Annotated in this window: 19 protein-coding genes; 11 read left to right on the forward strand and 8 right to left on the reverse strand. The window is 68.0% G+C overall.

Annotated elements, in window-relative coordinates:
* Positions 1–22 precede the first annotated feature (22 nt).
* From gatC to ACWPMZ_RS14565, 7 genes are all read left to right on the forward strand, one after another.
* Positions 23–325: an Asp-tRNA(Asn)/Glu-tRNA(Gln) amidotransferase subunit GatC gene (gatC, locus tag ACWPMZ_RS14535; protein WP_455704775.1), complete on the forward strand. Its 303-nt coding sequence runs from the start codon at positions 23–25 to the stop codon at positions 323–325.
* The gene (gene gatA / locus ACWPMZ_RS14540) at positions 326–1,810 is read left to right on the forward strand and encodes an Asp-tRNA(Asn)/Glu-tRNA(Gln) amidotransferase subunit GatA (RefSeq protein ID WP_455704776.1); all 1,485 of its coding nucleotides are present in this window, start codon (positions 326–328) and stop codon (positions 1,808–1,810) included.
* Positions 1,807–2,172, forward strand: coding sequence for a hypothetical protein (locus tag ACWPMZ_RS14545; protein WP_455704777.1), 366 nt, complete (start codon positions 1,807–1,809; stop codon positions 2,170–2,172). The genes gatA and ACWPMZ_RS14545 overlap by 4 nt, the downstream gene beginning before the upstream one ends.
* 38 nt (positions 2,173–2,210) lie before the next feature.
* The gene (locus ACWPMZ_RS14550) at positions 2,211–2,759 is read left to right on the forward strand and encodes an NAD(P)H-dependent oxidoreductase (RefSeq protein ID WP_455704778.1); all 549 of its coding nucleotides are present in this window, start codon (positions 2,211–2,213) and stop codon (positions 2,757–2,759) included.
* 65 nt (positions 2,760–2,824) lie between these two features.
* The gene (locus ACWPMZ_RS14555) at positions 2,825–4,006 is read left to right on the forward strand and encodes an acyltransferase family protein (protein WP_455704779.1); all 1,182 of its coding nucleotides are present in this window, start codon (positions 2,825–2,827) and stop codon (positions 4,004–4,006) included.
* Between the two features lie 66 nt (positions 4,007–4,072).
* Positions 4,073–5,572: an Asp-tRNA(Asn)/Glu-tRNA(Gln) amidotransferase subunit GatB gene (gene gatB / locus ACWPMZ_RS14560; protein WP_455704780.1), complete on the forward strand. Its 1,500-nt coding sequence runs from the start codon at positions 4,073–4,075 to the stop codon at positions 5,570–5,572.
* Positions 5,573–5,592: 20 nt separating this feature from the next.
* On the forward strand, positions 5,593–6,054 hold the full coding sequence (locus ACWPMZ_RS14565) for a tRNA (cytidine(34)-2'-O)-methyltransferase (protein ID WP_455704781.1): 462 nt from the start codon (positions 5,593–5,595) through the stop codon (positions 6,052–6,054).
* Between the two features lie 13 nt (positions 6,055–6,067).
* Here ACWPMZ_RS14565 and chrA read toward each other — a convergent pair whose 3' ends face one another.
* Both chrA and ACWPMZ_RS14575 read right to left on the reverse strand, forming a co-directional pair.
* Positions 6,068–7,252 carry a chromate efflux transporter gene (chrA, locus tag ACWPMZ_RS14570; RefSeq protein WP_455704782.1) on the reverse strand — a complete coding sequence of 395 codons (1,185 nt, stop codon included), beginning with the start codon at positions 7,250–7,252 and terminating at the stop codon, positions 6,068–6,070.
* A gap of 129 nt (positions 7,253–7,381) precedes the next feature.
* Entirely contained in the window at positions 7,382–10,246 is a 2,865-nt protein-coding gene (locus ACWPMZ_RS14575) for a M16 family metallopeptidase (protein WP_455704783.1), read from the reverse strand.
* Between the two features lie 201 nt (positions 10,247–10,447).
* Between ACWPMZ_RS14575 and clpB the strand changes: the two genes are divergently transcribed.
* The 4 genes from clpB (at position 10,448) to ACWPMZ_RS14595 (ending at position 15,601) form a co-directional block, all read left to right on the forward strand.
* Positions 10,448–13,027 (forward strand): ATP-dependent chaperone ClpB, encoded by a 2,580-nt coding sequence (clpB, locus tag ACWPMZ_RS14580; RefSeq protein WP_455704784.1) that lies wholly within the window; start codon positions 10,448–10,450, stop codon positions 13,025–13,027.
* Between the two features lie 353 nt (positions 13,028–13,380).
* Complete coding sequence (locus ACWPMZ_RS14585) at positions 13,381–14,166, forward strand: SDR family NAD(P)-dependent oxidoreductase (protein ID WP_455704785.1); 786 nt, start codon at positions 13,381–13,383, stop codon at positions 14,164–14,166.
* A 13-nt stretch (positions 14,167–14,179) separates the two neighbouring features.
* On the forward strand, positions 14,180–15,049 hold the full coding sequence (gene mtnP / locus ACWPMZ_RS14590; protein ID WP_455704786.1) for an S-methyl-5'-thioadenosine phosphorylase: 870 nt from the start codon (positions 14,180–14,182) through the stop codon (positions 15,047–15,049).
* 72 nt (positions 15,050–15,121) lie between these two features.
* Positions 15,122–15,601 (forward strand): MarR family winged helix-turn-helix transcriptional regulator, encoded by a 480-nt coding sequence (locus ACWPMZ_RS14595; RefSeq protein ID WP_455704787.1) that lies wholly within the window; start codon positions 15,122–15,124, stop codon positions 15,599–15,601.
* Positions 15,602–15,678: 77 nt separating this feature from the next.
* Here ACWPMZ_RS14595 and ACWPMZ_RS14600 read toward each other — a convergent pair whose 3' ends face one another.
* The 6 genes from ACWPMZ_RS14600 to cpaB form a co-directional block, all read right to left on the reverse strand.
* Positions 15,679–16,692 carry a type II secretion system F family protein gene (locus ACWPMZ_RS14600; protein WP_455704788.1) on the reverse strand — a complete coding sequence of 338 codons (1,014 nt, stop codon included), beginning with the start codon at positions 16,690–16,692 and terminating at the stop codon, positions 15,679–15,681.
* A 19-nt stretch (positions 16,693–16,711) separates the two neighbouring features.
* Positions 16,712–17,683, reverse strand: a complete 972-nt coding sequence (locus ACWPMZ_RS14605; protein ID WP_455704789.1) for a type II secretion system F family protein — start codon at positions 17,681–17,683, stop codon at positions 16,712–16,714.
* A 53-nt stretch (positions 17,684–17,736) separates the two neighbouring features.
* The gene (locus ACWPMZ_RS14610; protein ID WP_455704790.1) at positions 17,737–19,032 is read right to left on the reverse strand and encodes a pilus assembly protein CpaE; all 1,296 of its coding nucleotides are present in this window, start codon (positions 19,030–19,032) and stop codon (positions 17,737–17,739) included.
* A 5-nt stretch (positions 19,033–19,037) separates the two neighbouring features.
* Complete coding sequence (locus ACWPMZ_RS14615) at positions 19,038–19,688, reverse strand: CpaD family pilus assembly protein (protein WP_455704791.1); 651 nt, start codon at positions 19,686–19,688, stop codon at positions 19,038–19,040.
* A 14-nt stretch (positions 19,689–19,702) separates the two neighbouring features.
* Entirely contained in the window at positions 19,703–21,253 is a 1,551-nt protein-coding gene (locus ACWPMZ_RS14620; protein WP_455704792.1) for a type II and III secretion system protein family protein, read from the reverse strand.
* A 61-nt stretch (positions 21,254–21,314) separates the two neighbouring features.
* A complete protein-coding gene (gene cpaB / locus ACWPMZ_RS14625) occupies positions 21,315–22,415 on the reverse strand; it encodes a Flp pilus assembly protein CpaB (protein WP_455704793.1) in 1,101 nt (366 codons plus the stop codon).
* Positions 22,416–22,427: the final 12 nt, after the last annotated feature.

Raw genomic sequence — 22,427 nt, forward strand, 5'->3', positions numbered from 1 at the left:
CGCCCCCGGCTAGGGCGCCCGCATGTCAGTCGACCGTGCAACCGTGGCGAAGATCGCCAGCCTGGCGCGCATCCGGATGGGCGAGGAAGAGCTCGACCGGATGGTGCCCGAATTCAACGGCATCCTCGCCTGGGTGGAACAGCTCGGCGAGGTCGATACCGCCGGCGTCGAGCCGATGACCGCCGTCGTCGACCAGAAGCTGCGCCTGCGCGACGATGTGGTCGACGCCGATCCGCTGACCGGCGGCGGCATCCGCGACAAGGTCCTGGCCAATGCGCCCGCGGCCGAGCACGGCTTTTTCGGCGTGCCGAAGGTGATCGAGTAGATGAGCGACCTTACCCAGCTTGGCGTCAGGGCCATCCGCGACGGCGTTGCCGGCGGCGAATTCACCGCGCGCGAAGCGGCCGAGGCGTTCAACGCCAACGTCGCGGCGGCGCAGCAGGCGCTCAACGCCTTCATCGTTGCCACGCCCGAAAAGGCGCTGGAGGCGGCCGAGCGGGTCGATGCGGACCGCGCCGCGGGCAAGCCGCTGGGCGCGATGGCGGGCGTGCCGATCGGCATGAAGGACCTGTTCGCCACGCGCGGCGTGCAGACCACCGCGGCGAGCCACATCCTCGAAGGCTTCGTGCCTGAGTACGAAAGCACCGTCAGCCAGAAGCTGTGGGACGCGGGCGCCGGGATGCTCGGCAAGCTCAACATGGACCAGTTCGCGATGGGCTCGTCGAACGAGACGAGCTATTTCGGCAACGTCGTCTCGCCCTGGCGCAAGCAGGGCTCGAACGCCTCGCTCGCGCCCGGCGGCTCCTCGGGCGGCAGCTCTTCGGCGGTGGCCGCGCGGCTGTGCCCGGCGGCGACCGGCACCGACACCGGCGGCTCGATCCGCCAGCCCGCCGCGTTCACCGGCATCTCGGGCATCAAACCGACCTACGGGCGCTGCTCGCGCTGGGGCATCGTCGCCTTCGCCAGCTCGCTCGACCAGGCCGGGCCGATGGCGCGCGACGTGACCGATTGCGCGATCATGCTGGGCGCGATGGCCGGGTTCGATCCCAAGGATTCGACCAGCCTCGACATGCCGGTGCCCGACTGGGCCGGATCGCTCAACGCCGACCTGCGCGGCAAGAAGGTGGGCATCCCGCGCGAATACCGGATGGACGGGACCGACGCCGAGATCCTCAAGAGCTGGGACGACGGGATCGCCTGGTTGAAGGACGCGGGGGCCGAGGTCGTCGACGTCAGCCTCCCGCACACCAAATACGCGCTGCCCGCCTACTACATCGTTGCCCCGGCCGAAGCCTCGAGCAACCTCGCCCGCTATGACGGCGTGCGTTACGGCCTGCGCGACCTGCCCGACGGCGCGAACCTGCAGGAGATGTATGCCGCAACCCGCGCCGACGGTTTCGGCGACGAGGTCAAGCGCCGCATCCTGATCGGGACCTACGTGCTCAGCGCCGGGTTCTACGACGCCTATTACACCCAGGCGATGAAGGTGCGCACGCTGATCCGCCGCGACTTCGACCAGGCCTTCGCGCAGTGCGACGTGCTCCTCGCGCCGACGACGCCGACTGCCAGCTTCGCGCTGGGCGACAAGGTCGACGATCCGCTGGCGATGTACCTGAACGACGTGTTCTCGGTCCCCGCCAGCATGGCCGGCCTGCCGGCGATGAGCGTGCCCGCCGGGCTCAACAAGGACGGACTGCCGCTCGGCCTGCAGATCATCGGCCGCACCTTCGACGAACAGGGCGTGCTCGACGCAGGGCTCGCAATCGAACAGCGCGCCGGCTTCACCGCGCAGCCCGAGCGCTGGTGGTGACACTGTTCGAGGGTCTCGCGCTGCTGATCGCCGCACTCGGTGTCGGCGTCCCGGCGTGGATCTATGCCCTCGGAATGCGCGAGGCGATGAACAAGTCGGGCCGCGCGGTCGAATCCAACCGCTTCTTCGCCTACGCGCGGCTGCTGGGGTATCTCCACAACGAGATGAAGAGCGGCAAGGTCGATTGCGGACCCGTGTGGATCGCCGCCGTGCGCGAGCTGACCGAGTATCCGGAGTACGCCGATCTGTCCGTGCTCTTTCTGGAAGAGATCAGCGTCACCGGCGAAGGCAAGTTCGACCGGATCACCGGCAACGCTCTGAAGGAAACCGAAAGCCGACTTCTGAGTCTCAACCATGCATGACCGCGCGCCGGGCATACCTCGCATACTTGGAAGCTGAAATGCCCGGCACGGTAATCCTCAAGTTCCATCCCGGATACCAGCCTTCGCGCGTCAATGCCGCGATGACCCGGGCGGTCGAGGAGCTCGACGGGGTCGAGGCGATCGACATGTATGCGCTCTATCCGCACGAGGACGGCCTCAAGGCGGCGGAGGATTTCGAGGTCGAGCGGCTGTTCAAGGCCGACCGGCTCTGCGTGCAGTTCCCGGTCCACTGGTTCGCCACCACGCCGCGGGCGATGGGCTGGCAGGACCTGGTGCTCAACCGCCTGTGCTTCACGCATCCCGAGGAGGGCGAGATCGTCAAGGGCCTGCCCTTCATGATCGCGGCCACCGCCGGCCAGAGCGAGGAGAGCTATGGCCGGGGCCATGCCAACCTCTACACCCTGCACGAACTGATGCGCCCGTGGGAGGTCACCGCCAAGCAGATGGGCTTCGCGTGGCACGAACCGTTCTTCGCCTATGGCGCGGACGACTACGACGACGCGGACGTCGCCGCAGTGGCGCAGGACTTCGCGGCGCAGATCGCGGCCTGGGACGCCGGCAGATGACAATCGGGCCGCCAGCCCGCTGGGTCGTGTCGCCGGCTCGCTAGGCCGGCTGACGCACGTTTGCAGTGGAGCGCGCGAGAGCGACAGACCTGTCGAGCGCGCCGGACGGGGGATATTACGCCGCGCTCGATGCCCTGCGCGGGCTGGCCGCGCTAGGGGTCGCGCTGTACCACTTCAACCTCGTCGTCCCGCTCTCCCCGTACCTGGCGGGCGGATACCTCTACGTCGATTTCTTCTTCGTCCTCTCGGGGTTCGTGATCTCGGCCGCCTATGCCGACAGGCTCGGACAGGGGTTCTCCAACATCCGCTTCGTGATCCTGCGGATCGGGCGGGTCTATCCCCTGCATCTTGCCGTGCTGGCGCTCGAGGTGCTGCGCGAGGCGCTGCAAGTGGCGCTCCACGCGCGAGGCCTGGTCAACCACACCGGGTTCCTCGCGCCCCGCACGCCCGAGGACATCCTGCCCGTGGCAATGCTGCTGCAGGTCTTCCAGGCACAGACCCCGCAGGGCTGGAGCGTGCAGAGCTGGAGCATCTCGGCGGAACTGATCGCCTACACGATCTTCGGCTTTTCCTGGTTCGTCACCCGGCGCCTGGCCGCCTTGCTGCTGGCGCTGCTGGCAGCGGTCTCATTCTGGGGCCTGCATGCCGGGCTATCCGGTTACTGGGCAGTGGTGAACCCCGACCTCCTGCGGGGCCTGGCCGGCTTCGGCCTGGGTTGCACCGTCTGGTGTATCTGGTCGCGTGGTCTCAGGGACCGCGTGAGGCGAATGTGCCGCCCTGTGGCCACGGTGCTCGAGGTATTGCTGTGCTGCATCGCGATCGGATTGCCGATCGTTCAGCAGGCGGGCCCCAACTTCCTGCTGGTCGATTTCGCCTTCGCGCTCGCCGTCCTGGTGTTTGCCGCGGAAAGGGGCTGGGTCTCGGCCCAGTTGCGGCGCGGCTGGTTCGTCTGGCTGGGGACGGTCTCGTTCTCGCTGTACATGGTGCACAGCCTCGTCATCGCCAGCACCTTCACGCTGGCGACCAACCTGCTCTATATCACGACGGTTTCGGCGGGCGGCTTCGACACCATCCCCAATCCCTCCGTGCTGTTCGTGACCGGCTTTTGCGCGTTGAACTTCCTGCTCTTCGGGATCGTGTCGCAGATCGCCTGGCGCGTGGTGGAGATGCCTGCGCGCCAATGGGCCAGGACCCAGGCCGAGAGGTTCGGCAGCTCCGGCCCCGAGAGCCGGGCGCCGACATTCTAACCCGTCGGCGCGCGCCCGTGTTCCGGACGCTTTTCTCGCCCGCCAAATGCCATTAGGGGCCTTGGCATGAGCAGCACTTATCGCATCCAGGGCGCCACGGGTGAATGGGAGGTCGTGATCGGCCTCGAAGTTCACGCGCAGGTCACTTCGAACGCCAAGCTATTCTCCGGCGCGGCCACCGCCTTCGGGGCGGAGCCCAACGCGCAGGTCAGCCTGGTCGATGCGGCCATGCCGGGCATGCTGCCGGTGCCGAACCGCGAGTGCATCCGCCAGGCGGTGCGCACCGGGATGGCGATCGAGGCGCAGATCAACAAGTGGTCGCGCTTCGACCGCAAGAACTACTTCTACGCCGACCTGCCGCAGGGCTACCAGATCAGCCAGCTCTATCACCCGCTGGTGGGCGAGGGGGAGCTGGTCATCGAGGCGGACGAGAAGGCCGGGATCCCCGAAGACAAGGTGATCGGGATCGAACGCATCCACGTCGAGCAGGACGCGGGCAAGCTGATGCACGACCAGCATCCGACGATGAGCTATGTCGACCTCAACCGCAGCGGCGTGGCGCTGATGGAGATCGTCAGCCGCCCCGACATGCGCAGCCCGGCCGAAGCCGGGGCCTATCTCGCCAAGCTGCGCCAGATCGTCCGCTACGTCGGCAGCTGCGACGGCAACATGGACCAGGGATCGATGCGGGCCGACGTAAATGTCAGTGTGCGCCGTCCCGGCGATGAATTCGGCACCCGAACGGAGACGAAAAACGTCAACTCGGTGCGGTTCGTCATGGCCGTGGTGGAGAGCGAGGCCCGCCGCCAGGTCGAGTTGATCGAGGATGGCGGCGTCGTGGTGCAGGAGACCCGGCTCTACGATCCCGACCGTAACACGACGCGCTCGATGCGCAGCAAGGAAGACGCGCACGACTATCGCTACTTCCCCGATCCGGACCTGCTGCCGCTGGAACTGGACGACGAATTTCTCGCGGACTGCCGCGCCAGCCTGCCCGAACTGCCCGATGCCAAGCGCATGCGTTACGTCGACGTGCTGGGCCTGTCGGAATACAACGCGCGCGAACTGACCGCCGAGGTCGAGACGTACGCCCGGTTCGAACAGCTCCTCGGCGAGACCGCGGGCAAGCTCGGGAAAGGCGAAAGGGACGTTGCCACCCAGGTAGCCAACTGGTCGCTATCGGTCGCGCCCGGCGTGATGAACACGCTCGGCGGCGAGGCCGATCCGGCACATGCCACGGCAGCGGCGCAGGCGGCGATCCTGGCGATGCAGAGCGCAGGCGAGATTTCGGGCGGGCAGGCGAAGGAAATCTTCGAAATCGTCCTCAAGTCCGGCCGCGATCCGGCCGAGATCGCCGAGACCGAAGGCCTCAAGCAGCAGTCCGACAGCGGCGCTATCGAGGCGGCGGTCGACAAGGTGCTGGCCGACAACGCCGACAAGGTCGCCGAATACCAGGGCGGCAAGGTCGCGCTGTTTGGCTTCTTCGTGGGTCAGACGATGAAGGCGATGCAGGGCAAGGCCAACCCCGGCGTGGTGAACGAGCTGCTGAAGAAAAAGCTCGGCTGAGCGGCCCCCGGGGGACCGCGATGCCGCTCACCATCGTCCTCGTCGAGCCCGAGATACCCGGCAACACCGGCGCGGTGGGGCGGACCTGCGTGGCGCTGGGCGCCGAGCTGGTGCTGATCCACCCGCTGGGCTTCCGCATCACCGATGCGCGGGTCAAGCGTTCGGGCCTCGACTACTGGCCGCACGTCAGGCTGGCCGAATTCGCCAGCTGGGACGCTTTCGTGGACGCGCGTTCGCCGCGGGCCGAACAGCTGTTCCTGTTCGAGGAGCACGGCAGCGCCTCGTTCTACGATCCGGACTATCCCGACGACGCCATTCTGGTGTTCGGCCGGGAGACGAGCGGGATCCCCGAAGCGATCTGGCGGCGCTATCCGGGGCGGCAGTTCCGCCTGCCGATGCGCAGCGACGTGATCCGCTCGCTCAACCTGGCCAACACCGTGGCCGCAGCCGCCTATCAGGCCATGCGCGGGAAGCTGGGCTGAAGCGGAGGCCGGCTCAGCCGAGCAGCACTGCGCCCGCCAGAGCCCCCGCCGCGACGATCGCCGGGGTTACCCACTTGCCCTGCAGCCGCCAGGCGGCCAGCGCCGCCAGGGCGAGGATCGGCAGCATCATCAGCGGTTGGGGCGCCCGGTTCCACGCCGAGACCGCCAGTTGCACCAGCGTCGCGCCGATGATGCCCACGGCCGCCGCGGCTATGCCGTCGAGCGTGCGGTGCAGGCCGGCATGGTCGAGCAGGCTCTCCATCCGTTCGAACAGTATGAGCGAAAAGGCGAACGCGGGCAGGAACATCCCGGCGGTGATCGCCAGCGCGCCGGCAAAGCCACCCGCCTGGTATCCGGCAAAGGTCGCGAAGATGACCAGCGGCGCGGGCATGACGTTGGCCAGGGCCACGCCGTCGAGGAAGGCACCGTCGCCCAGCCAGCCGCGCCCGACCGTGTCGGCACGCACGTAGGGGATGGCGGTATAGGCGCCGCCGAACGTCAGCAGGCCGCCCTTCAACCCGGCGACGAACAGCGCGCCGATCGTCGCCACGGCGGCGCTGGCGGGCGCCAGCCCCACCGCCCCGGTCGCCGGCAGCAACAGCGCGCCCGCCAGCACGATCACCCCCGCCAGGGCAAGCGCAGCCGCCGGCTTGTGCGCCTGCGTCGCGGCATATCCGCCGGCCACCAGCGGCACCCAGAACGGCACGCCCAGCAGCGTCGCGCCCAGCGCCAGCGCGGCGATGCCCCAGAGCACCGGCCCGGCGAGGATATGCTTGCCGATTTTCTGCACCGACCGGGCGACGACCGCCAGGACCGCCGCCTGCACGCCCAGCAGGACCGGGACCAGCGCGGGGCGTCCGGCGATCCATTCGCCATAGGCCCAAGCGCAGGCGAGCATGAGGATGAAGCCGGGCAGCATGAATCCGAGCCCGGCGAGCAGCCCGCCGATCCGGCCGCGTGCGAGCATGCCCATGTGGACGCACAGTTCGTGCGCTTCCGGCCCGGGCAGGACCTGCATGACCGCGAGCAGCCGGTTGAAGCGTGCCGGCGGGATCCAGCGCTCCTCGTCGACCAGCGACTGGCGGATCATCGCGATCTGCGCGACCGGGCCGCCGAAGGCCAGCATGCCAAAGCGCAGGAACTTGCCGAACAGGGCCGGCAGGGAAATGTCAGGCGGGGTTTCGACGGGATCGGACATGCAAGGCTCCTCGCCGCAGGGCGCGGCTGGTGGAGCGGAGCTTGGACGCCGGGCGGCGCCTCATGCGGGCGTCCGCGTCGGCCCGCGCCCGTGCCATAGCAACGCCCGAAACGCTTGAAAAGACGGCTGTCAGAACTCGCTGGCCGCCCGGTACTCGACCGGCAGGCCGAGCGTGGCGAGCTGCCCCTCGATCGCCTTGCGGTCGCCCACCACGATGATGACCATGTCGGCGGGCGAGAGATAGCGCGCCGCCATGGCGTCGATCTGCGCGGCATCGATCGAGCGGTAGATACCGGGCAGGCTGCGCTGGTAGTCGTCCGCCCGGCCGAGCCTCCGGTTCGCGAGCAGCGCGCCGAGCACCTGTCCGTTGGTCTGGTAGCTGTTGGGCAGGCCGCGCACGTTGCCGTCGGTCACGCGCAGCAATTCGCCGCTCTCGACGCCCCGGGCGCCGGTGGAGAAATCGCGCAAGTTGCCCTGGATCGCCCGGATCGAATCCGCCGTGCGGTCGGCCTGGACCGGGGCGTAGACGTAGAGCGTGCGGGGCCCCACGTCGGCCGTCATCCGGCTGGCGAGGCCATAGGTCCACCCCTTCTCCTCGCGCAGGTCGCTCATCAGGCGTGAGAGGAAGCCGCCGCCGGCCACCTCGTTCGCCAGGGTGAGGGCTTCCAGCCCGGATTGGCGCCCGGTCAGCGGCATGGCGCGGGCCATGAGGATGACCGATTGCGGCGCGTTCGGCCGGTCGATCACGACCAGCCGGTTCGTGGCCGGCGGGATCGCGGCCGCAAGGTTCTTGGCGGGTCTGGCAGCCGTGGGCGCGCGCCAGTCGCCGAACGCTGCCTCCAGAGCGGGCAGCAGCGCGGCGAGCGATACGTCGCCCACCGCGGTGATTGCCACATTGTCGGGCCGCAGCCAGCGGTCATGCTCAGTCCTGATATCGGCCGGCGTCAGCGGTTCGATCGCGGAGGCAAGGCCGCTGCTCCCGACCGAGCCGTAGGGATGGCCCGGGCCGAACACCAGCGGACCCACGGCCCGCGACGCGATGGACCCGGGGTCCGATTGCTCCTGCGCGATCTCCGCCAGCCGCTGGTCCTTGACCCGCGCGACGACGTCGGCCGCGAAGGCCGGGTTGCGCACCATGTCCGCCAGCAGGTCCAGCGAGGGGGCGAGGTTGGCGGTCAGCGCGGTGAGCGAGACCGTGCTCTCGTCCACCCCGGTGCTCGCAACGATGGAGGCGCCGAGCCGCTCCTGCTCGATCGCGATAGCCTCGGCATCGCGGCTCGTCGTGCCTTCCTCGAGCAGGTCCATCATCAGCGATTGCGTGCCCGCGCGGGCCGCGCCGTCCGCCGCCTCGCCGGCGTCGAAGGTGAGCGCCAGGCTGAGCTTGGGGATCGCGCTGCGCCGCGCGAGGCGCACGGGGATGCCGTTCGACAGGGTGGCCGTCTCGACGGCGGGAAAGGCCAGTTCGCCGACCGGCGCGACCGGCGGCGCTTCCCGGCGTGGCCCCTGCTCGACCGCGGCAACGGGCGCCTTGGGATCGGGCGGGGGCGCGGCGACAGAACCTTCGTCGCCCCAGCCGCCCATCGCCTCGCCGCTCTCGGTCCGTTCGCCGGGCTTGACCACCAGGGTATGCGCTGGCCGGGTCAGCCAGCGCTGCAGCGCGGCGCGCACGTCGGCCGGGGTCAGCGCGGCATAGGCCTGCAGGTCCTTGCGATACCGGCCGGCGTCGCCCGAATAGAGCAGGCCCTCGGCCAGCGTGGCGCCCTTGCCGCCCATGTCGCCCACGACCTCCAGGCTGCCGATCTCGGCCGAGACGACCCGCGTCGCCGCCCGGCGCAACTCGTCGGCGGTCGGGCCTTCGGTCACCAGGCGGTCGATCACCGCGCCGAAATCGCGCTCCGCCTGCGCCAGGTCGACGCCGGGCTTCACGTCCATCACCGCCTGCAGCCAGGCGACGTCTTCCATCGTCATGGCCGACGCAGTGACGCTGACGGCACTCTGGTTGCCGCGCACCAGCGCGTTGTCGAGCCGCGAGCTGCCGAGCCCGCCCAGCACGTACATGCCCATCGACAGCGCCGGGGCGTCGGGGTCGTTGAGGCCGGGGCCGCTCCACGTGCGGTAGATCCGGGTCACGGGGACCTGGTCGGTCATCTCTTCGCGCACCGGCGCGGACAGCGCGACCGGCCCGGCGGGTCGGTTGCTCAACTGCGGCCCGCGCGCGATGTGGCCGAACCATTTCTCGACCAGCGGGCGCGCGGTGGCGACGTCGATATCGCCCGTCAGCGCCAGGATGGCGTTGTTGGGGCCGTAGTTGTCGCGATACCAGTCGCGCACGTTGCCCAGCGTCGCGGCATCGAGGTCGGCGGTCGAGCCGATCGGGTTGTGGCGATAGGGGTGGCCCACGGGGAAAAGCGCTTCGCTGAACTTGTATTCGGCCAGGCCATAGGGCTGGTTGTCGCCGTCGCGCTTCTCGTTCTTGACCACGCTGCGCTGCTTGTCGAGCTTGTCCTGGCTCAGCGCGCCGAGCAGGTGGCCCATGCGGTCGCTTTCGGCGAACAGCGCCAGCTCCAGTGCGCCGGTGGGCACGGTCTCGACGTAGTTGGTCCGGTCGAACGAGGTCGACCCGTTGGTCGGCGTCGACCCGGCACCCTCGAGCGGGATGTCGAAGTTGGGCAGGTTCTCGCTGCCGCCGAAGAACAGATGCTCGTAAAGATGCGCGAAGCCCGTCTTGCCGCGCGGCTCGTGCTTGGACCCGACCCGGTAGTAGGTCGTAACGCCCACGACCGGCGCCTTGCGGTCGGTGTGGACGATGACCCGCAGGCCGTTGGCCAGGGTGAAGGTCTCGTACGGGATGTCGACCTGCGCCACGAGCTGCGACAGCGGGGCGACCGCGGCCTGAGCGGCGGGCGCTGCAGGAGCGGAAGCGACCTGCGCCGGATTGGCCGCGCAGGCAGCCAGGGCGAGAGACAGGCAGGTGGCGGCAAGGAAGCGGCGCATCGGAATCCGTGGGAAAGAGGCAGGACAGGCGCCCGGCCTAGCATGCCCGCCCGCGCTTGGGGACAGATTCGACAAACTCCCATCGGTGTTTGATGAGCGTCATGGAATCTTTCGCACGACTGGCCAAATGCTGGCGGGCAGGGCTTGTGTTGCCCAACGGCAACACCATCTAGACGTGGCAAGAGTTTTGAGGGGCAATCCATGAATCTCGACAAGTTCACCGACCGGGCCAAGGGCTTCCTGCAATCCGCGCAGACTGTGGCGATCCGCATGAACCACCAGCGGATCACGCCCGAGCACCTGCTCAAGGCCCTGCTCGAGGACAAGGAAGGCATGGCCTCAGGCCTCATCCAGCGTGCGGGCGGCAATGCCCAGATCGCGGTCGACGAGGTGGACAAGGCGCTGGCCCGGATCGCCGCCGTCTCCGGCTCGGGCGCGCAGCAGACGCCCGGGCTGGACAACGATAGCGTGCGCCTGCTGGACCAGGCCGAGCAGGTGGCCGACAAGGCGGGCGACAGCTACGTCACCGTGGAGCGGTTGCTGCTCGCCCTCGCGCTGCTGAAGACCAATCCGGCGGGCCAGGCTCTCAAGGCCGCGAACGTCACGCCTGAAGCGCTCAACACCGCCATCGAGGCGCTGCGTAACGGCCGCCAGGCGCATTCCTCGGGCGCAGAGAACGCCTACGACGCGATGAAGAAGTACGCCCGCGATCTCACCCAGGCCGCGCGCGACGGCAAGCTCGACCCGGTGATCGGCCGCGACGAGGAGATCCGCCGTGTCGTGCAGATTCTCGCGCGGCGGACCAAGAACAACCCCGTCGTCATTGGCGAGCCGGGCACCGGCAAGACCGCGATCGCCGAAGGGCTCGCACTGCGCATTGCCAACGGCGACGTGCCCGACAGCCTGAAGGACCGCCGCCTGATGGCGCTCGACATGGGCAGCCTGATCGCCGGCGCCAAGTATCGCGGCGAGTTCGAAGAACGGCTCAAGTCCGTCCTCGACGAGGTCAAGGGCGCCGGGGGCGAGATCATCCTGTTCATCGACGAGATGCACACCCTGATCGGCGCGGGCGCCAGTGAAGGCAGCATGGATGCCTCCAACCTGCTCAAGCCCGCTCTGGCGCGGGGCGAGCTGCACTGCATCGGCGCGACCACGCTCGACGAATACCAGAAGTACGTCGAGAAGGACGCCGCGCTGCAGCGCCGCTTCCAGCCGGTCTTCGTCAACGAGCCGAGCGTGGAAGACACGATCTCGATCCTGCGCGGGATCAAGGAACGCTACGAACTGCACCACGGCGTGCGCATCGCGGACAACGCCATCGTGGCGGCGGCGACGCTCAGCAACCGCTATATCTCCGACCGCTTCCTGCCCGACAAGGCGATCGACCTGATGGACGAGGCGGCGAGCCGCATCCGCATGGAGGTGGAGAGCAAGCCCGAGGAGATCGAGGCGCTCGACCGGAGGATCATCCAGCTCAAGATCGAGGAGCAGGCGCTCGGCAAGGAGAAGGACCAGGCGTCCAAGGATCGCCTCGCCGTCCTGCGCGAAGAGCTGGCCAATCTCGAGCAGCAGTCGGGCGAACTGACCACCCGCTGGCAGAACGAGCGCGACAAGATCGCCGGCGAGGCGAAGATCAAGGAAGCGCTCGACGCCGCGCGGATCGAGCTCGAACAGGCGCAGCGCTCGGGCGATCTCGCGAAGGCGGGCGAGCTGCAATACGGGCGCATCCCGGAACTGGAGAAGCAGCTCGAGGCGGCATCCGGCGCGTCCGAGAACGCCCTGCTGCGCGAGGAAGTGACCGAGGACGACATCGCCAGCGTCGTCAGCAAGTGGACCGGCATCCCGGTCGACCGGATGATGGAGGGCGAGCGCGAGAAGCTGCTGCAGATGGAGCAGATCATCGGCAAGCGGGTGATCGGCCAGGAAGCAGCGGTCCTCGCCGTGTCCAAGGCCGTGCGCCGCGCGCGGGCCGGGCTGCAGGACCCGAACCGGCCGCTGGGCAGCTTCCTGTTCCTCGGCCCCACCGGCGTGGGCAAGACCGAATTGACCAAGGCGCTCGCCGGATTCCTGTTCGACGACGACGCGGCCATGGTCCGCATCGACATGTCGGAGTTCATGGAAAAGCACGCCGTCGCCCGCCTGATCGGCGCGCCGCCGGGCTACGTCGGTTATGAAGAAGGCGGCGTTTTAACCGAAACGGTTCGCAGACGGCCCTATCAGGTCGTGCTGTTCGACGAGGTCGAGAAGGCCCATCCCGACGTCTTCAACGTCCTGCTGCAGGTGCTCGACGACGGGCGCCTAACCGACGGGCAGGGCCGGGTGGTCGACTTCTCCAATACGCTGATCATCCTGACCAGCAACTTGGGCAGCCAGTACCTCACCCAGATCGAGGACGGGCAGGACGTCGAAAGCGTCGAGCCGCAGGTGATGGAAGTCGTGCGCGCGCATTTCCGGCCCGAATTCCTCAACCGGCTCGACGAGATCATCCTGTTCCACCGCCTCAGCGCGGACGACATGGGGCCGATAGTCGATATCCAGGTGTCCCGCGTGCAGAAGCTGCTCAAGGACCGCAAGATCGCGCTCGACCTCACCGACGCCGCGCGCCGTTGGCTCGCCCGCGTGGGTTACGACCCGGTCTACGGCGCGCGCCCGCTCAAACGCGCGGTCCAGCGCTACGTGCAGGACCCGCTGGCCGAGAAAATCTTGGCGGGCGAGGTGCCCGACGGCAGCACCGTCAAGGTCGAGGAGGGCGACGGCGCGCTGGACATCGCGGTGAGCTGACACGCGTCAGAACACCCTCTCCTGGCCATGACGATGCCGCTGTAGGTCGCCCATTGCGCTGTCTCGACGGCGAAGGCGGGGAACGCTCCAGATCGCGACGCTCATCGGCCGCCTGAACCTTGAGCCCCAGCAGACCTTCGTCGGCGGCTGGGTTCGCAAGAAATGACTTTCCTACAGCTACCCGAATGTGTCTTGCTTGCTCGTCCCCGGCACCCCCGGTCAGTGCCGGGGGCCGGGCGGACGAGGGTGCGATTTGAGTGTATACTTCGTGTCACCTTTCGGAAAATCGCGCCGGGGATGACGGGGCGGCGGGGACGGGCTAAGCGCGCTGCGACAGTCAGGAGATCAGTGCGATGAAGATCGATTCCTCCACCCCCGCCGTCGTTACCGGCGGCGCTTCCGGCCTCGGCGAGGCGTGCGCGCGGGCGCTGGCGGCGAAGGGGGCGAAGGTGGCGATCTTCGATCTCAACGAAGAGCGCGGGGAGGCGATCGCGGCGGAGCTGGGCGGCGTGTTCTGCAAGGTCGACGTGTCCGACGAGGCCTCGGTCGATGCCGGCTTCGCCAAGGCGCGCGCGGCGCACGGGCAGGAACGGGTGCTGGTCTGCTGCGCGGGCATCGGCACGATCGGCAAGACCACCCGGCGCGACCGCGAGACGGGGGCGATCAGCCACTTGGGCGTGGACACCTTCGTCAAGACGATCATGGTCAACCTGGTGGGCACCTTCCAGTGCGTCGCCAAGTCGGGCGCCGGGATGATGGCCGCCGACCCGCTCGACGAGCACGGCGAGCGCGGGGCGATGGTCGTGACCAGTTCGGTCGCAGCGGACGACGGGCAGATCGGCCAGGTCGCCTATGCCGCCAGCAAGGCCGCGGTGAAGGGGATGACCCTGCCCATCGCGCGCGATTTCATGTCCGAGGGCATTCGCATCAACGCGATCCAGCCGGGCATCTTCGCCACGCCGCTGCTCGCGGGCCTGCCCGAGAAGGCGCAGCAATCGCTCGCCGCGGCGGTGCCGTTTCCCAAGCGGCTGGGCGACCCGGCGGAGTTCGCCGCGCTCGTCACCCTGATGGTCGAGACCGGGTATTTCAACGGCGAGTCCGTGCGGCTCGACGGCGCGATCCGCATGGCGCCGAAATAGCGGTGCGATCGGTATGACCGGCTGGCACATCGGCGTCATCGGCGGCTCGGGGCTGTACGATCCCGGCCTCCTCGAGGACATGCAGGTCGTTCCGGTGGGCAGCGCCTTCGGCACACCCAGTTCGCCCGTCACCATGGGCCGGATCGGCGAGGTCCGCTTCAGCTTCATCGCCCGCCATGGCGAGGGGCATCGCCTCCCGCCGTCGGCCGTGAACTACCGCGCCAACGTCGATGCGTTGAAGCGCTGCGGCGTGACCGACCTGCTCGCCTTGAGCGCCATCGGCTCGCTGCGCGAGGAACTTGCTCCGGGCAGCTTCGTGGCGCCAGACCAGTTCATCGACCGCACGATGGGGCGCGAGCGGAGCTTCTTTGGCGAGGGCATCGTCGCCCACGTCTCGCTGGCCGATCCGGTCTGCCGGCGGCTGCAGGGGCTTGCCGCCAGCGCCGCGGAGCAGGCCGGCGCCACGGTTAATCGCGGCGGCGCCTATGTCGCCATCGAGGGCCCGCAGTTCTCCACCCGGGCGGAAAGCGCGATGTACCGCGCCTGGGGCGGGGACGTGATCGGCATGACCGCGATGCCAGAGGCGCGCCTCGCTCGCGAGGCCGAGCTGCCCTATGCCCTGCTCGGCATGGTCACCGACTACGATGCCTGGCGCGAGGCCGAGGCGGGGGTCGAGGTGGCGGACGTGCTGGACGTGATGCGCGCCAACGCCGCGCTCGCCAAGCGTGCTCTGGCGACGCTGGCCGCCGCCCTGCCGGCCCATCGCGCCCCGGTGGCGATCGATACCGCGCTCGACCAGGCGATCGTCACCCCGCGCGACAAATGGGGCGCGCCCACCCTTGCGCGGCTCGATGCGATCCTGCGCCGCAGGGCCGCGCAATAAGCGCCAAGTTTTGCCGGGTTAAGCGTTACTGAGGTTGCAAAATCCGCCCGGCGCGCCAGAAACTGGTTTTCTATGAAACAAACTGCGCGCCTGACGGACTTCCTGCCCTATCGGTTGTCGACCACCTCGAACGCGGTCAGCGGCCGCATTGCCGAGGAATATCGCGTGCGGTTCGGGCTGAGCATTCCCGAGTGGCGGGTAATGGCGGTGCTGGGCGATACCGGGGCGATGACCCAGCGCGATCTCACGCGCATGACCTTGATGGACAAGGTGGCGGTGAACCGCGCGTGCAAGGTTCTGGAGGAACGCGGCCTGGCCGCGCGCCAGCCCAACACCAGCGACGGCCGCTCGCACCTGCTGGAACTGACGGCCGAGGGCCGCGCCATGCATGGCGACATCATGCCCCTGGCGCTGGAGATGGAGCGGCGGCTCTTCGCCAGCTTCTCCGACGAGGAGGTCGAGATCTTCCGCACGCTGCTCGGCCGTGTCCGCGCCGAGGTCGAGGATTTCGAGGGTCAGGACTTCGACGACGGCAACTTCGGCGTCGACTAGGTCTCGCTCCACAGCAAAACCCCCGCCGGTGCGAGCCGGCGTGGGTCTTGCAATTCGAAGGTTCGAAACGATAGCTTCTAGTTCTTGCCCGGCCCGCCGCCCGAGAAGGCGTCGGAGATGGAGCAGGCCGCCGGGCCGAGAATGACGATAAACAGCACCGGCAGGATGAACAGGATCAGCGGCACGGTCATGATCGCCGGCAGGCGGGCGGCCTTTTCCTCCGCGCGCATCATGCGCTCGTTGCGGAATTCGGCCGACAGCACGCGCAGCGCCGAGGCGAGCGGAGTACCGTAGCGTTCGGTCTGGATCATCGTTGTGACCACGCCGCGCACCGAGTCCAGATCGACGCGGTAGGCCAGGTTCTCGAACGCCATGCGCCGCTCGGTCAGGAAGGACAGCTCGATCGCGGTCAGCGCGAACTCGTCGCCCAGTTCCGGATAGGCGCGACCCAGTTCCTTCGCCACGCGGTTGAAGGCGGCGTCCACCGTGAGACCGGCTTCGGCGCAGATGACCAGCAGGTCGAGCGCGTCGGGCAGACCCTTGCGGATGAGGTCGGTGCGCTTGCCGGCCTTGTTCTTGAGGAACAGTTCCGGGCCCTTGTAGCCGGCCAGTACCATCGCGGCGAAGGCCATGAAGCGCTTCATGCTCCCCCAGTCGGGAAAGGTGTCGGTCCAGTAGAGCACGACGACGCCGAGGAAGCCGAGCACGACCGGCAGGATCATGCGCAGAAAGATGACGACGACCGCGTATTCCTTGTTGCGGTACCCGGCCTGGGCCATCTTCTGCTGGATGATCTTGATCTGGCTTTCCTGAAGGACCTTCATTCCCTCCAGGGTGTCCTTCATCTTGTCGGTCGTTTCCGTCCGCTTGACGAGGCTCTGGCGCTTGCGCGATTTTGCGGTGATCAGGCCCGACTTCATCTCCTCGCGCCGGGCGTTCAGCGCCTTGACGCGCTTGGCCATCGGGTCGCGCACGGTGATCGCCGTGTAGATCGCGAAGACCACTGCCAGCGCGGCGATGCCGGCCAGGATCGAGCCGACGGTAATCACGTCGACGCCGAGGAGCGTGGGGCCCTTGTCTGCGGTTATCATGATGTGTCGCGTCCCCGGATCAGATTTCGAAGCTGACCATCTTGGCCATGATGAAGGCGCCGATGCTCATCCACACCATGCCGCCAAGGCCCGTCGCGATCAGGCGGTCGTCGCTGAAGAAGCCGGCGACGTACTTGGGGTTGATCCAGCTGATCAGGCCGAAGACGATGAACGGCAGCGAGCCGACGATGTAGGCCGAGGCTTTGGATTCCGAGCTCATCGCGCGGATCTTGAGCTTCATCTGCGAGCGCTTGCGCAGAACGTCGGCGAGGTTCGACAGGGTTTCGGCCAGGTTGCCGCCCGTTTCGCGCTGGATGGCCAGCGTGATGACGAAGAACTGGAATTCGGCCGTGCCCAGGCGGTCGGCCGTTTCCTGGAGGGATTCCTCCATCGTCCGGCCGATCTTGATGCGTTCGACCACGCCCTTGAACTCCGAACCGACGGGCCCGGGAATTTCCTGGGCGACCACCGCCAGCGTCTCGGTCACGGGAAGGCCGGAACGAAGACCGCGGACCAGCAGCTCGATGCCGTCGGGAAACTTGGCGTTGAAGGCGTTGAGGCGCTTCTTGATGAAGTGCGAGACCGCCATGTGCGGCAGGCCCGCGCCGACCAGCACGCCGATGCCCAGGGCCATCAGCGGTGCGCTAGTCTTAAGGTAGACCAGCAGCGTCACCAGCAGGCCGATGCCCGCCGACACGTAGAGATACTGCTGCAGCGTCCACGGCTTGCCGGTCCGCTCGAGCCGCAGAGAAAGTGCCTGCGCGCGCGAGTTCGCCCCGGCAACCTGGTGCATCTTCGGCTTGCGCGCCGCGATCGCCTTCTTGAGCTGCGATTCCACCTTGGAATCGGTGCTCTCGGAGTGACGATACCGCACCCCTTCGAGGCGGCGCTGCGCTTCCTTGGCCGGCGACTTTCCGCCGATCAGGACCGAGCCGAGAATCAGCAGGCCCATGATCCCGGCAGCAACCAGTCCGATCTGTAGAATGCTCATGACCTGCTATTGTCCTTGCCGTGGGGCCTGAATATCGACGCTGGCGGTCCGCCTTACTCGGCGGGTTCCGCCTTCTGCGATTTGGCCTTTTCCTTCTTGCCGAGCAGCGACTTGAAATCGAACTTGCCCAGCAGCGATGCGTTGCCTGCGGCCGCGCCCTCGTCGCGGATCGATTCCTCGCCGGCGCCCAGGATGGCCTTGCCGATGTCCTTGATCGCCGCGCCCGCCTTGGAAGTGCGGTTGGCGTCGACGAAGGTCTGGCCCAGCTTGGCCGCGTTGATCGCCGCCTTCTGGTCGAGCGGGATCGTGAAGTTGATCTTCCGTTCGATCGAGGCTTCGAAGTCGGCCTTGCTGATCTCGGCAGCGCCGGGCGCGACCTTGTTGGCGATCACGATGGGCTGAACGTTGGGTGCATTGGTCTTGAGCCAGGAGAGCACCCGGATCGTGTCGCGCGCCGAGGCGAGCGTCATCTCGGTGACCAGCGCCATGACGTTCACTTCCTGCAGCAGATGCGGGAAATTGATCAGCATGTTGCGCGGCAGGTCGACGACCGTGGTCTCGAAAGCCTGGCGGAACTCTTCCTGCAGCTGAACGAAGGCGCTGCCGTCGGTCATCAGCGGCGAGTTGATCGGCGCCTCGGCCGAAAGGATGGCCAGATTGTCGTTGGCGCGGATCATCGCGCGTTCGATGAACAGGCCGTCGATGCGGCTCGGGTTCTCGATGGCATCGGTCAGGCCGCGGCCCGGCTCGAGATCAAGGCTGAGCGCGCCGGTGCCGAAGTGCACGTCGAGATCGAGCAGCGCCGTCGGGCGCTTGTGATCCGTGCTGAACAGCCACGCGAGCGAAGTCGCCAGCGTGGAGGCGCCGACCCCGCCGCGCGTGCCGACCACGGCCGCGGAGACGTGCGACCTGGTGGCTTCACCGTCCGCGTGGCGCGGAGAGGCGAAGACGGCCTGGGCCTGCGTGAGCGAGTCCCTGATCTGCCCGGCCGACAGCGGCTTGAGCAGATAGTCGTGAATGCCGCTGGCGAGCAGGTCGCGGTAGAGGCGCACGTCGTTGACCTGGCCGACGGCGATCACCACCGTGCCGGGCTCGCACACTTCGGCAAGCGCGTTGATGTCGTTCAGCGGGTCGCCGCTTTCCGACAGGTCGACCATCAGGATCGCCGGGCTCGCCGCGATCGAGAGGGACTGGACGGCGTTGCGCAGTCCGCCCTTGGCGCACTTCTCGGGCGCCCAACCCATCTCGATGACGACGGGGCGCAGCACGTCGAGCGCGGTCTCGTCGCAGATGAAGGCGGCGAAGGGATCGCGATTGCCGGCAAGGCCGGGTTTCCAAGGCGCGTTCATCTTAGTTAGCTCCCTTTCGAGCCGACCGCGGGCAGTCCTTCGGACGCACTGGGCTTGGCTTCCTGATAAGTCTGGATGGCCTTGTTCGAGCGCATGACCACGGTCTCGCCCGAACCGGTGGCACCGCGCAGCAGGTGCTCGGGATCGGCGACCATCGCGGCCAGGTTGCCGTTGATGGCGCACCCGAAGCCGGCGTTGGTGGCGTTGTCGCCGTAATCGTTGAACTTTTCGGACCAATTCGGGCAGTTCGGCACGAAGGCCTTGCTGCGCGTTACGACCACGCGGACCGTGCCCGGATTGACGTAACCGGCGGTGACCGGCGCGCCGTCGCTGAGCAGCAGGCCGTAGCGGCCGGCGAGCGCGCCGACCTGGTCGCGCACTGCAGCGCTGGCGGTGGCATCGTCGAGCGCGATGCGGTCGCCGTAGCCCACGCCGAGCGAATCGAACCAGTCGACCAGGCGGCGCTGATCGGGCACCGGGACGCCGGCCGCGTTGGCGTTGATGTCGAGCGCGTAGTTGACCCGCTCGACCACCGGCTGGTTGACGCTGTCGAGCGAGGCGTTCTTCGGCGCCATCGTGGCGCTGCAGGCGCCGGTCGCGAGACCCAGCGAGATCAGGATCGCGGCCCCGGCCGCCTTGTTGCGTGCAATGTGCATCGTGGTCACCTTTCTCACTGGATGCTGAAGCCGGGCTTGGTCGCCTCGGCCCGCTGTTCGACGCGGCGGTCCTTGTCCTCCGGCCGGCGCGGCAGGATTGCCGCGTCGTCGTTGACGCTGACCTCGGGGTTGGGGGCCGGTTCGCCGGCGGCGCGGGGGCCGGGGCGGGTGGCGCCCGAAACGCCCTTGTTCTCCATGTTGAACAGGAACTGCTCGCCGGCATTCGGCGCGCGGAACCCGTCGGTCGGAAGCTTGATCTCGCTGTCGTCGACCGGGTTAACCAAGTACGGCGTGACCACGATCACCAGTTCGGTCTGACCCTTCTGGAAGTTGGTCGAGCGGAACAGGTTGCCCAGGATCGGCAGGTCGCCGACGCCCGGCGCCTTGTCGATCACGTTCTGCGCGTTGTTGCTCAGCAGGCCGGCGATCATGAAGCTTTGGCCCGAGCCCAGCTCGACCGTCGTCTCCGCGCGGCGCACGGTCAGGGCGGGGACCTGAAAGCCGTTGAGCGTGATGGCGCCCTGGCTCGACAGTTCCGACACTTCCGGGCGGACGCGCATCGAGATGCGGCCGTTGGCGAGCACCGTGGGCGCATAGCTCAGGCTGACGCCGTACTTCTTGTATTCGATCGTGGTCGTTCCGAGACCCTGGCTGAGCGGGATCGGGAACTCGCCGCCGGCGAGGAATTCGGCCGTTTCGCCCGACAGCGCGGTCAGGTTGGGCTGCGACAGGGTGGTGACCAGCCCGTCACGCTCCGCCAGATCCAGCGCCGCGCCGATGTCGAGGCCGAGGAACTTGCCGAAGGCGCCAAGAGTGGTGCCCGGCGAAATAGATGAAACGACGCTGGACCCGTCCGGTCCTTCGGTGCGGCCGACGCCGAGACCGGCCGGGCTGCCCGGGGTGAACTGGGAGATCCCCGCGGTGCGGCCCTGGCCGATGCCGAACTTGAAGCCGCTCGACTGATCGACGCTTGTCAGATTGACGCCCAGCGAGCGGACCAGCGATCGGCTGACCTCGGCGAAGCGAACCCGCAGGTTGACCTGCAGCGGCGTCGCCATCTTGAGGCGCGAGATCACGTTGGCTTCCTTGCCGACGAAGGCCTGCACCAGGCGCTCCGCCTCGGCGGCATCTTCCGGCGCGGCCACGGTACCGGTCAGCAGCACGGTGTTGTTGCCCATCGTGGCAACGTTCACCTTGGCTTCGGGCATCGCGAGGGTCAGCATCTGGTCGATGCTGTCGATGTTCGACCCGACACGCACGTTGGTCGACCAGATGATGTCGCCCGCCGCGTTGCTGGCGTAGACCGTGGTCTCGCCTCCGGCCTTGCCGAACACGTAGAGCTGGCGCTGCGACTTGATCTGGACGTCCGCGACCTGGTCGTTGGCGACGAACACGTCGGCCATGTTGCCCGGCACGGTGACCAGCTGGCCGCGCCCGATCGACAGCACGAGCTGCGAGGAGGGCTGGACGATCGACTGGGCGGTGGCCGGGGCGCCGGTCAGGCCGGGCAGCGGCGTCAGCGCACAGGCGGCGATCAGCGTGGACTTGAAAAGGCGGCTGTTCATTGTCTTGCCCCTCGGTTCGGCGGCTCGGCGCGCGAAATGGTTTGCGGCGGTGCTCATCGGATTACCTCAGCGTGCTCAGGCCGACGGGCACCGTGCCCGCGGCATTGCCGATATTGACGGCCTGGGTGTCGCGCAGCTTGCCGGCACCCTTGTCGACGGATTCGACCGTGGTGGTCTGGCCGCGGGTCACCCGCACCGACGGTCCGCGGGGCAGCTGCACGGTGGCGCTGGCACCCGGCTGGACGACCACGCTGGTTCCGGCCGGCGCCGCGGCGGGCGCGGACTGCGAAGGCATGGACCGGCGCTGGAAGCGCGACACGTCGCCGCCGGTGGAGAAAGTCGTCGCGCCTTCCTGCGGGCTCTTCAGCGCGGTCTTGAGCAGCGCCTCCTCCTCGGACTTCGAAGCGCCGGTCGGCACGTCGATGTCGCCCGCGGCGATCGCCCGCTCGAGCTCGGACTGGTTGTCGGCGATCGAGCGCAACGACATGGAGATCGTGCCGATCGACTGCGCGACGGTGATCTTCTCGGCGATCTTCGGCGTCACTTCGAGCGTGATGGTGCGGAAGGCGCGGACGATGGTCTTGCCGTCTTCGCTGGTCGTGCTCTCGGTCGACTGGTCGGTCGCCAGGACGCGCAGGTTGCGCAGGATCGTCTCGGCCGCATTCAGGGCCTGGCCCTCGGTGCCGGTAACGGTCTGCGTCAGCATCAGGTCGACCCGGTCGCCCGGGAAGATGAAGCCGCCCACGCCGGTCTTTTCCGACACGGGGACGGTGATGGCCCGCATGCCGGGCCCGAGCGCCGCCGCCAGGAAGCCGCGGTCGCCCGGCGCGACCAGCGCACCCTGGGTAACCGGCTCGCCGGCGGTGATCGGGAAGCGCACGACGGTGCCGAGCAGCTTGTTCATGTCGGCCTCGCCGTCGATGAAGTAAGCGTCCTGGACCATTTCCTGCGGCCACAGCTGGAAGCCGATGGCGTCCGCGGTGATGATCGTGCCGACCGGCATCGCGCGCTTGGCCACGAGGACCTTGGGTCCCTGCGGCTGGGCCGGTGCGGCCTGTGCTTCGGGCGCAGCAGCGCCGGCGAACATGCTCCGGGCTGCCATGGCCGTACCGATCGCGACGATCAGTGCCCCCAGCAGCAGTACCAGCTTCTTCCTGTCCATGGTGCGTCTAGC

The sequence above is a fragment of the Tsuneonella sp. HG222 genome (assembly GCF_053819185.1).

Coding starts and splice junctions, on each gene's coding strand:
- clpB (WP_455704784.1), top strand. CDS start 10,448: ATGAATCTCGACAAGTTCACCGACCGGGCCAAGGGCTTCCTGCAATCC.
- ACWPMZ_RS14615 (WP_455704791.1), bottom strand. CDS start 19,688: ATGCACATTGCACGCAACAAGGCGGCCGGGGCCGCGATCCTGATCTCG.
- cpaB (WP_455704793.1), bottom strand. CDS start 22,415: ATGGACAGGAAGAAGCTGGTACTGCTGCTGGGGGCACTGATCGTCGCG.
- gatC (WP_455704775.1), top strand. CDS start 23: ATGTCAGTCGACCGTGCAACCGTGGCGAAGATCGCCAGCCTGGCGCGC.
- ACWPMZ_RS14610 (WP_455704790.1), bottom strand. CDS start 19,032: ATGAACGCGCCTTGGAAACCCGGCCTTGCCGGCAATCGCGATCCCTTC.
- chrA (WP_455704782.1), bottom strand. CDS start 7,252: ATGTCCGATCCCGTCGAAACCCCGCCTGACATTTCCCTGCCGGCCCTG.
- ACWPMZ_RS14600 (WP_455704788.1), bottom strand. CDS start 16,692: ATGATAACCGCAGACAAGGGCCCCACGCTCCTCGGCGTCGACGTGATT.
- ACWPMZ_RS14605 (WP_455704789.1), bottom strand. CDS start 17,683: ATGAGCATTCTACAGATCGGACTGGTTGCTGCCGGGATCATGGGCCTG.
- ACWPMZ_RS14575 (WP_455704783.1), bottom strand. CDS start 10,246: ATGCGCCGCTTCCTTGCCGCCACCTGCCTGTCTCTCGCCCTGGCTGCC.
- ACWPMZ_RS14550 (WP_455704778.1), top strand. CDS start 2,211: ATGCCCGGCACGGTAATCCTCAAGTTCCATCCCGGATACCAGCCTTCG.
- gatA (WP_455704776.1), top strand. CDS start 326: ATGAGCGACCTTACCCAGCTTGGCGTCAGGGCCATCCGCGACGGCGTT.
- mtnP (WP_455704786.1), top strand. CDS start 14,180: ATGACCGGCTGGCACATCGGCGTCATCGGCGGCTCGGGGCTGTACGAT.
- gatB (WP_455704780.1), top strand. CDS start 4,073: ATGAGCAGCACTTATCGCATCCAGGGCGCCACGGGTGAATGGGAGGTC.
- ACWPMZ_RS14585 (WP_455704785.1), top strand. CDS start 13,381: ATGAAGATCGATTCCTCCACCCCCGCCGTCGTTACCGGCGGCGCTTCC.
- ACWPMZ_RS14595 (WP_455704787.1), top strand. CDS start 15,122: ATGAAACAAACTGCGCGCCTGACGGACTTCCTGCCCTATCGGTTGTCG.
- ACWPMZ_RS14565 (WP_455704781.1), top strand. CDS start 5,593: ATGCCGCTCACCATCGTCCTCGTCGAGCCCGAGATACCCGGCAACACC.
- ACWPMZ_RS14620 (WP_455704792.1), bottom strand. CDS start 21,253: ATGAACAGCCGCCTTTTCAAGTCCACGCTGATCGCCGCCTGTGCGCTG.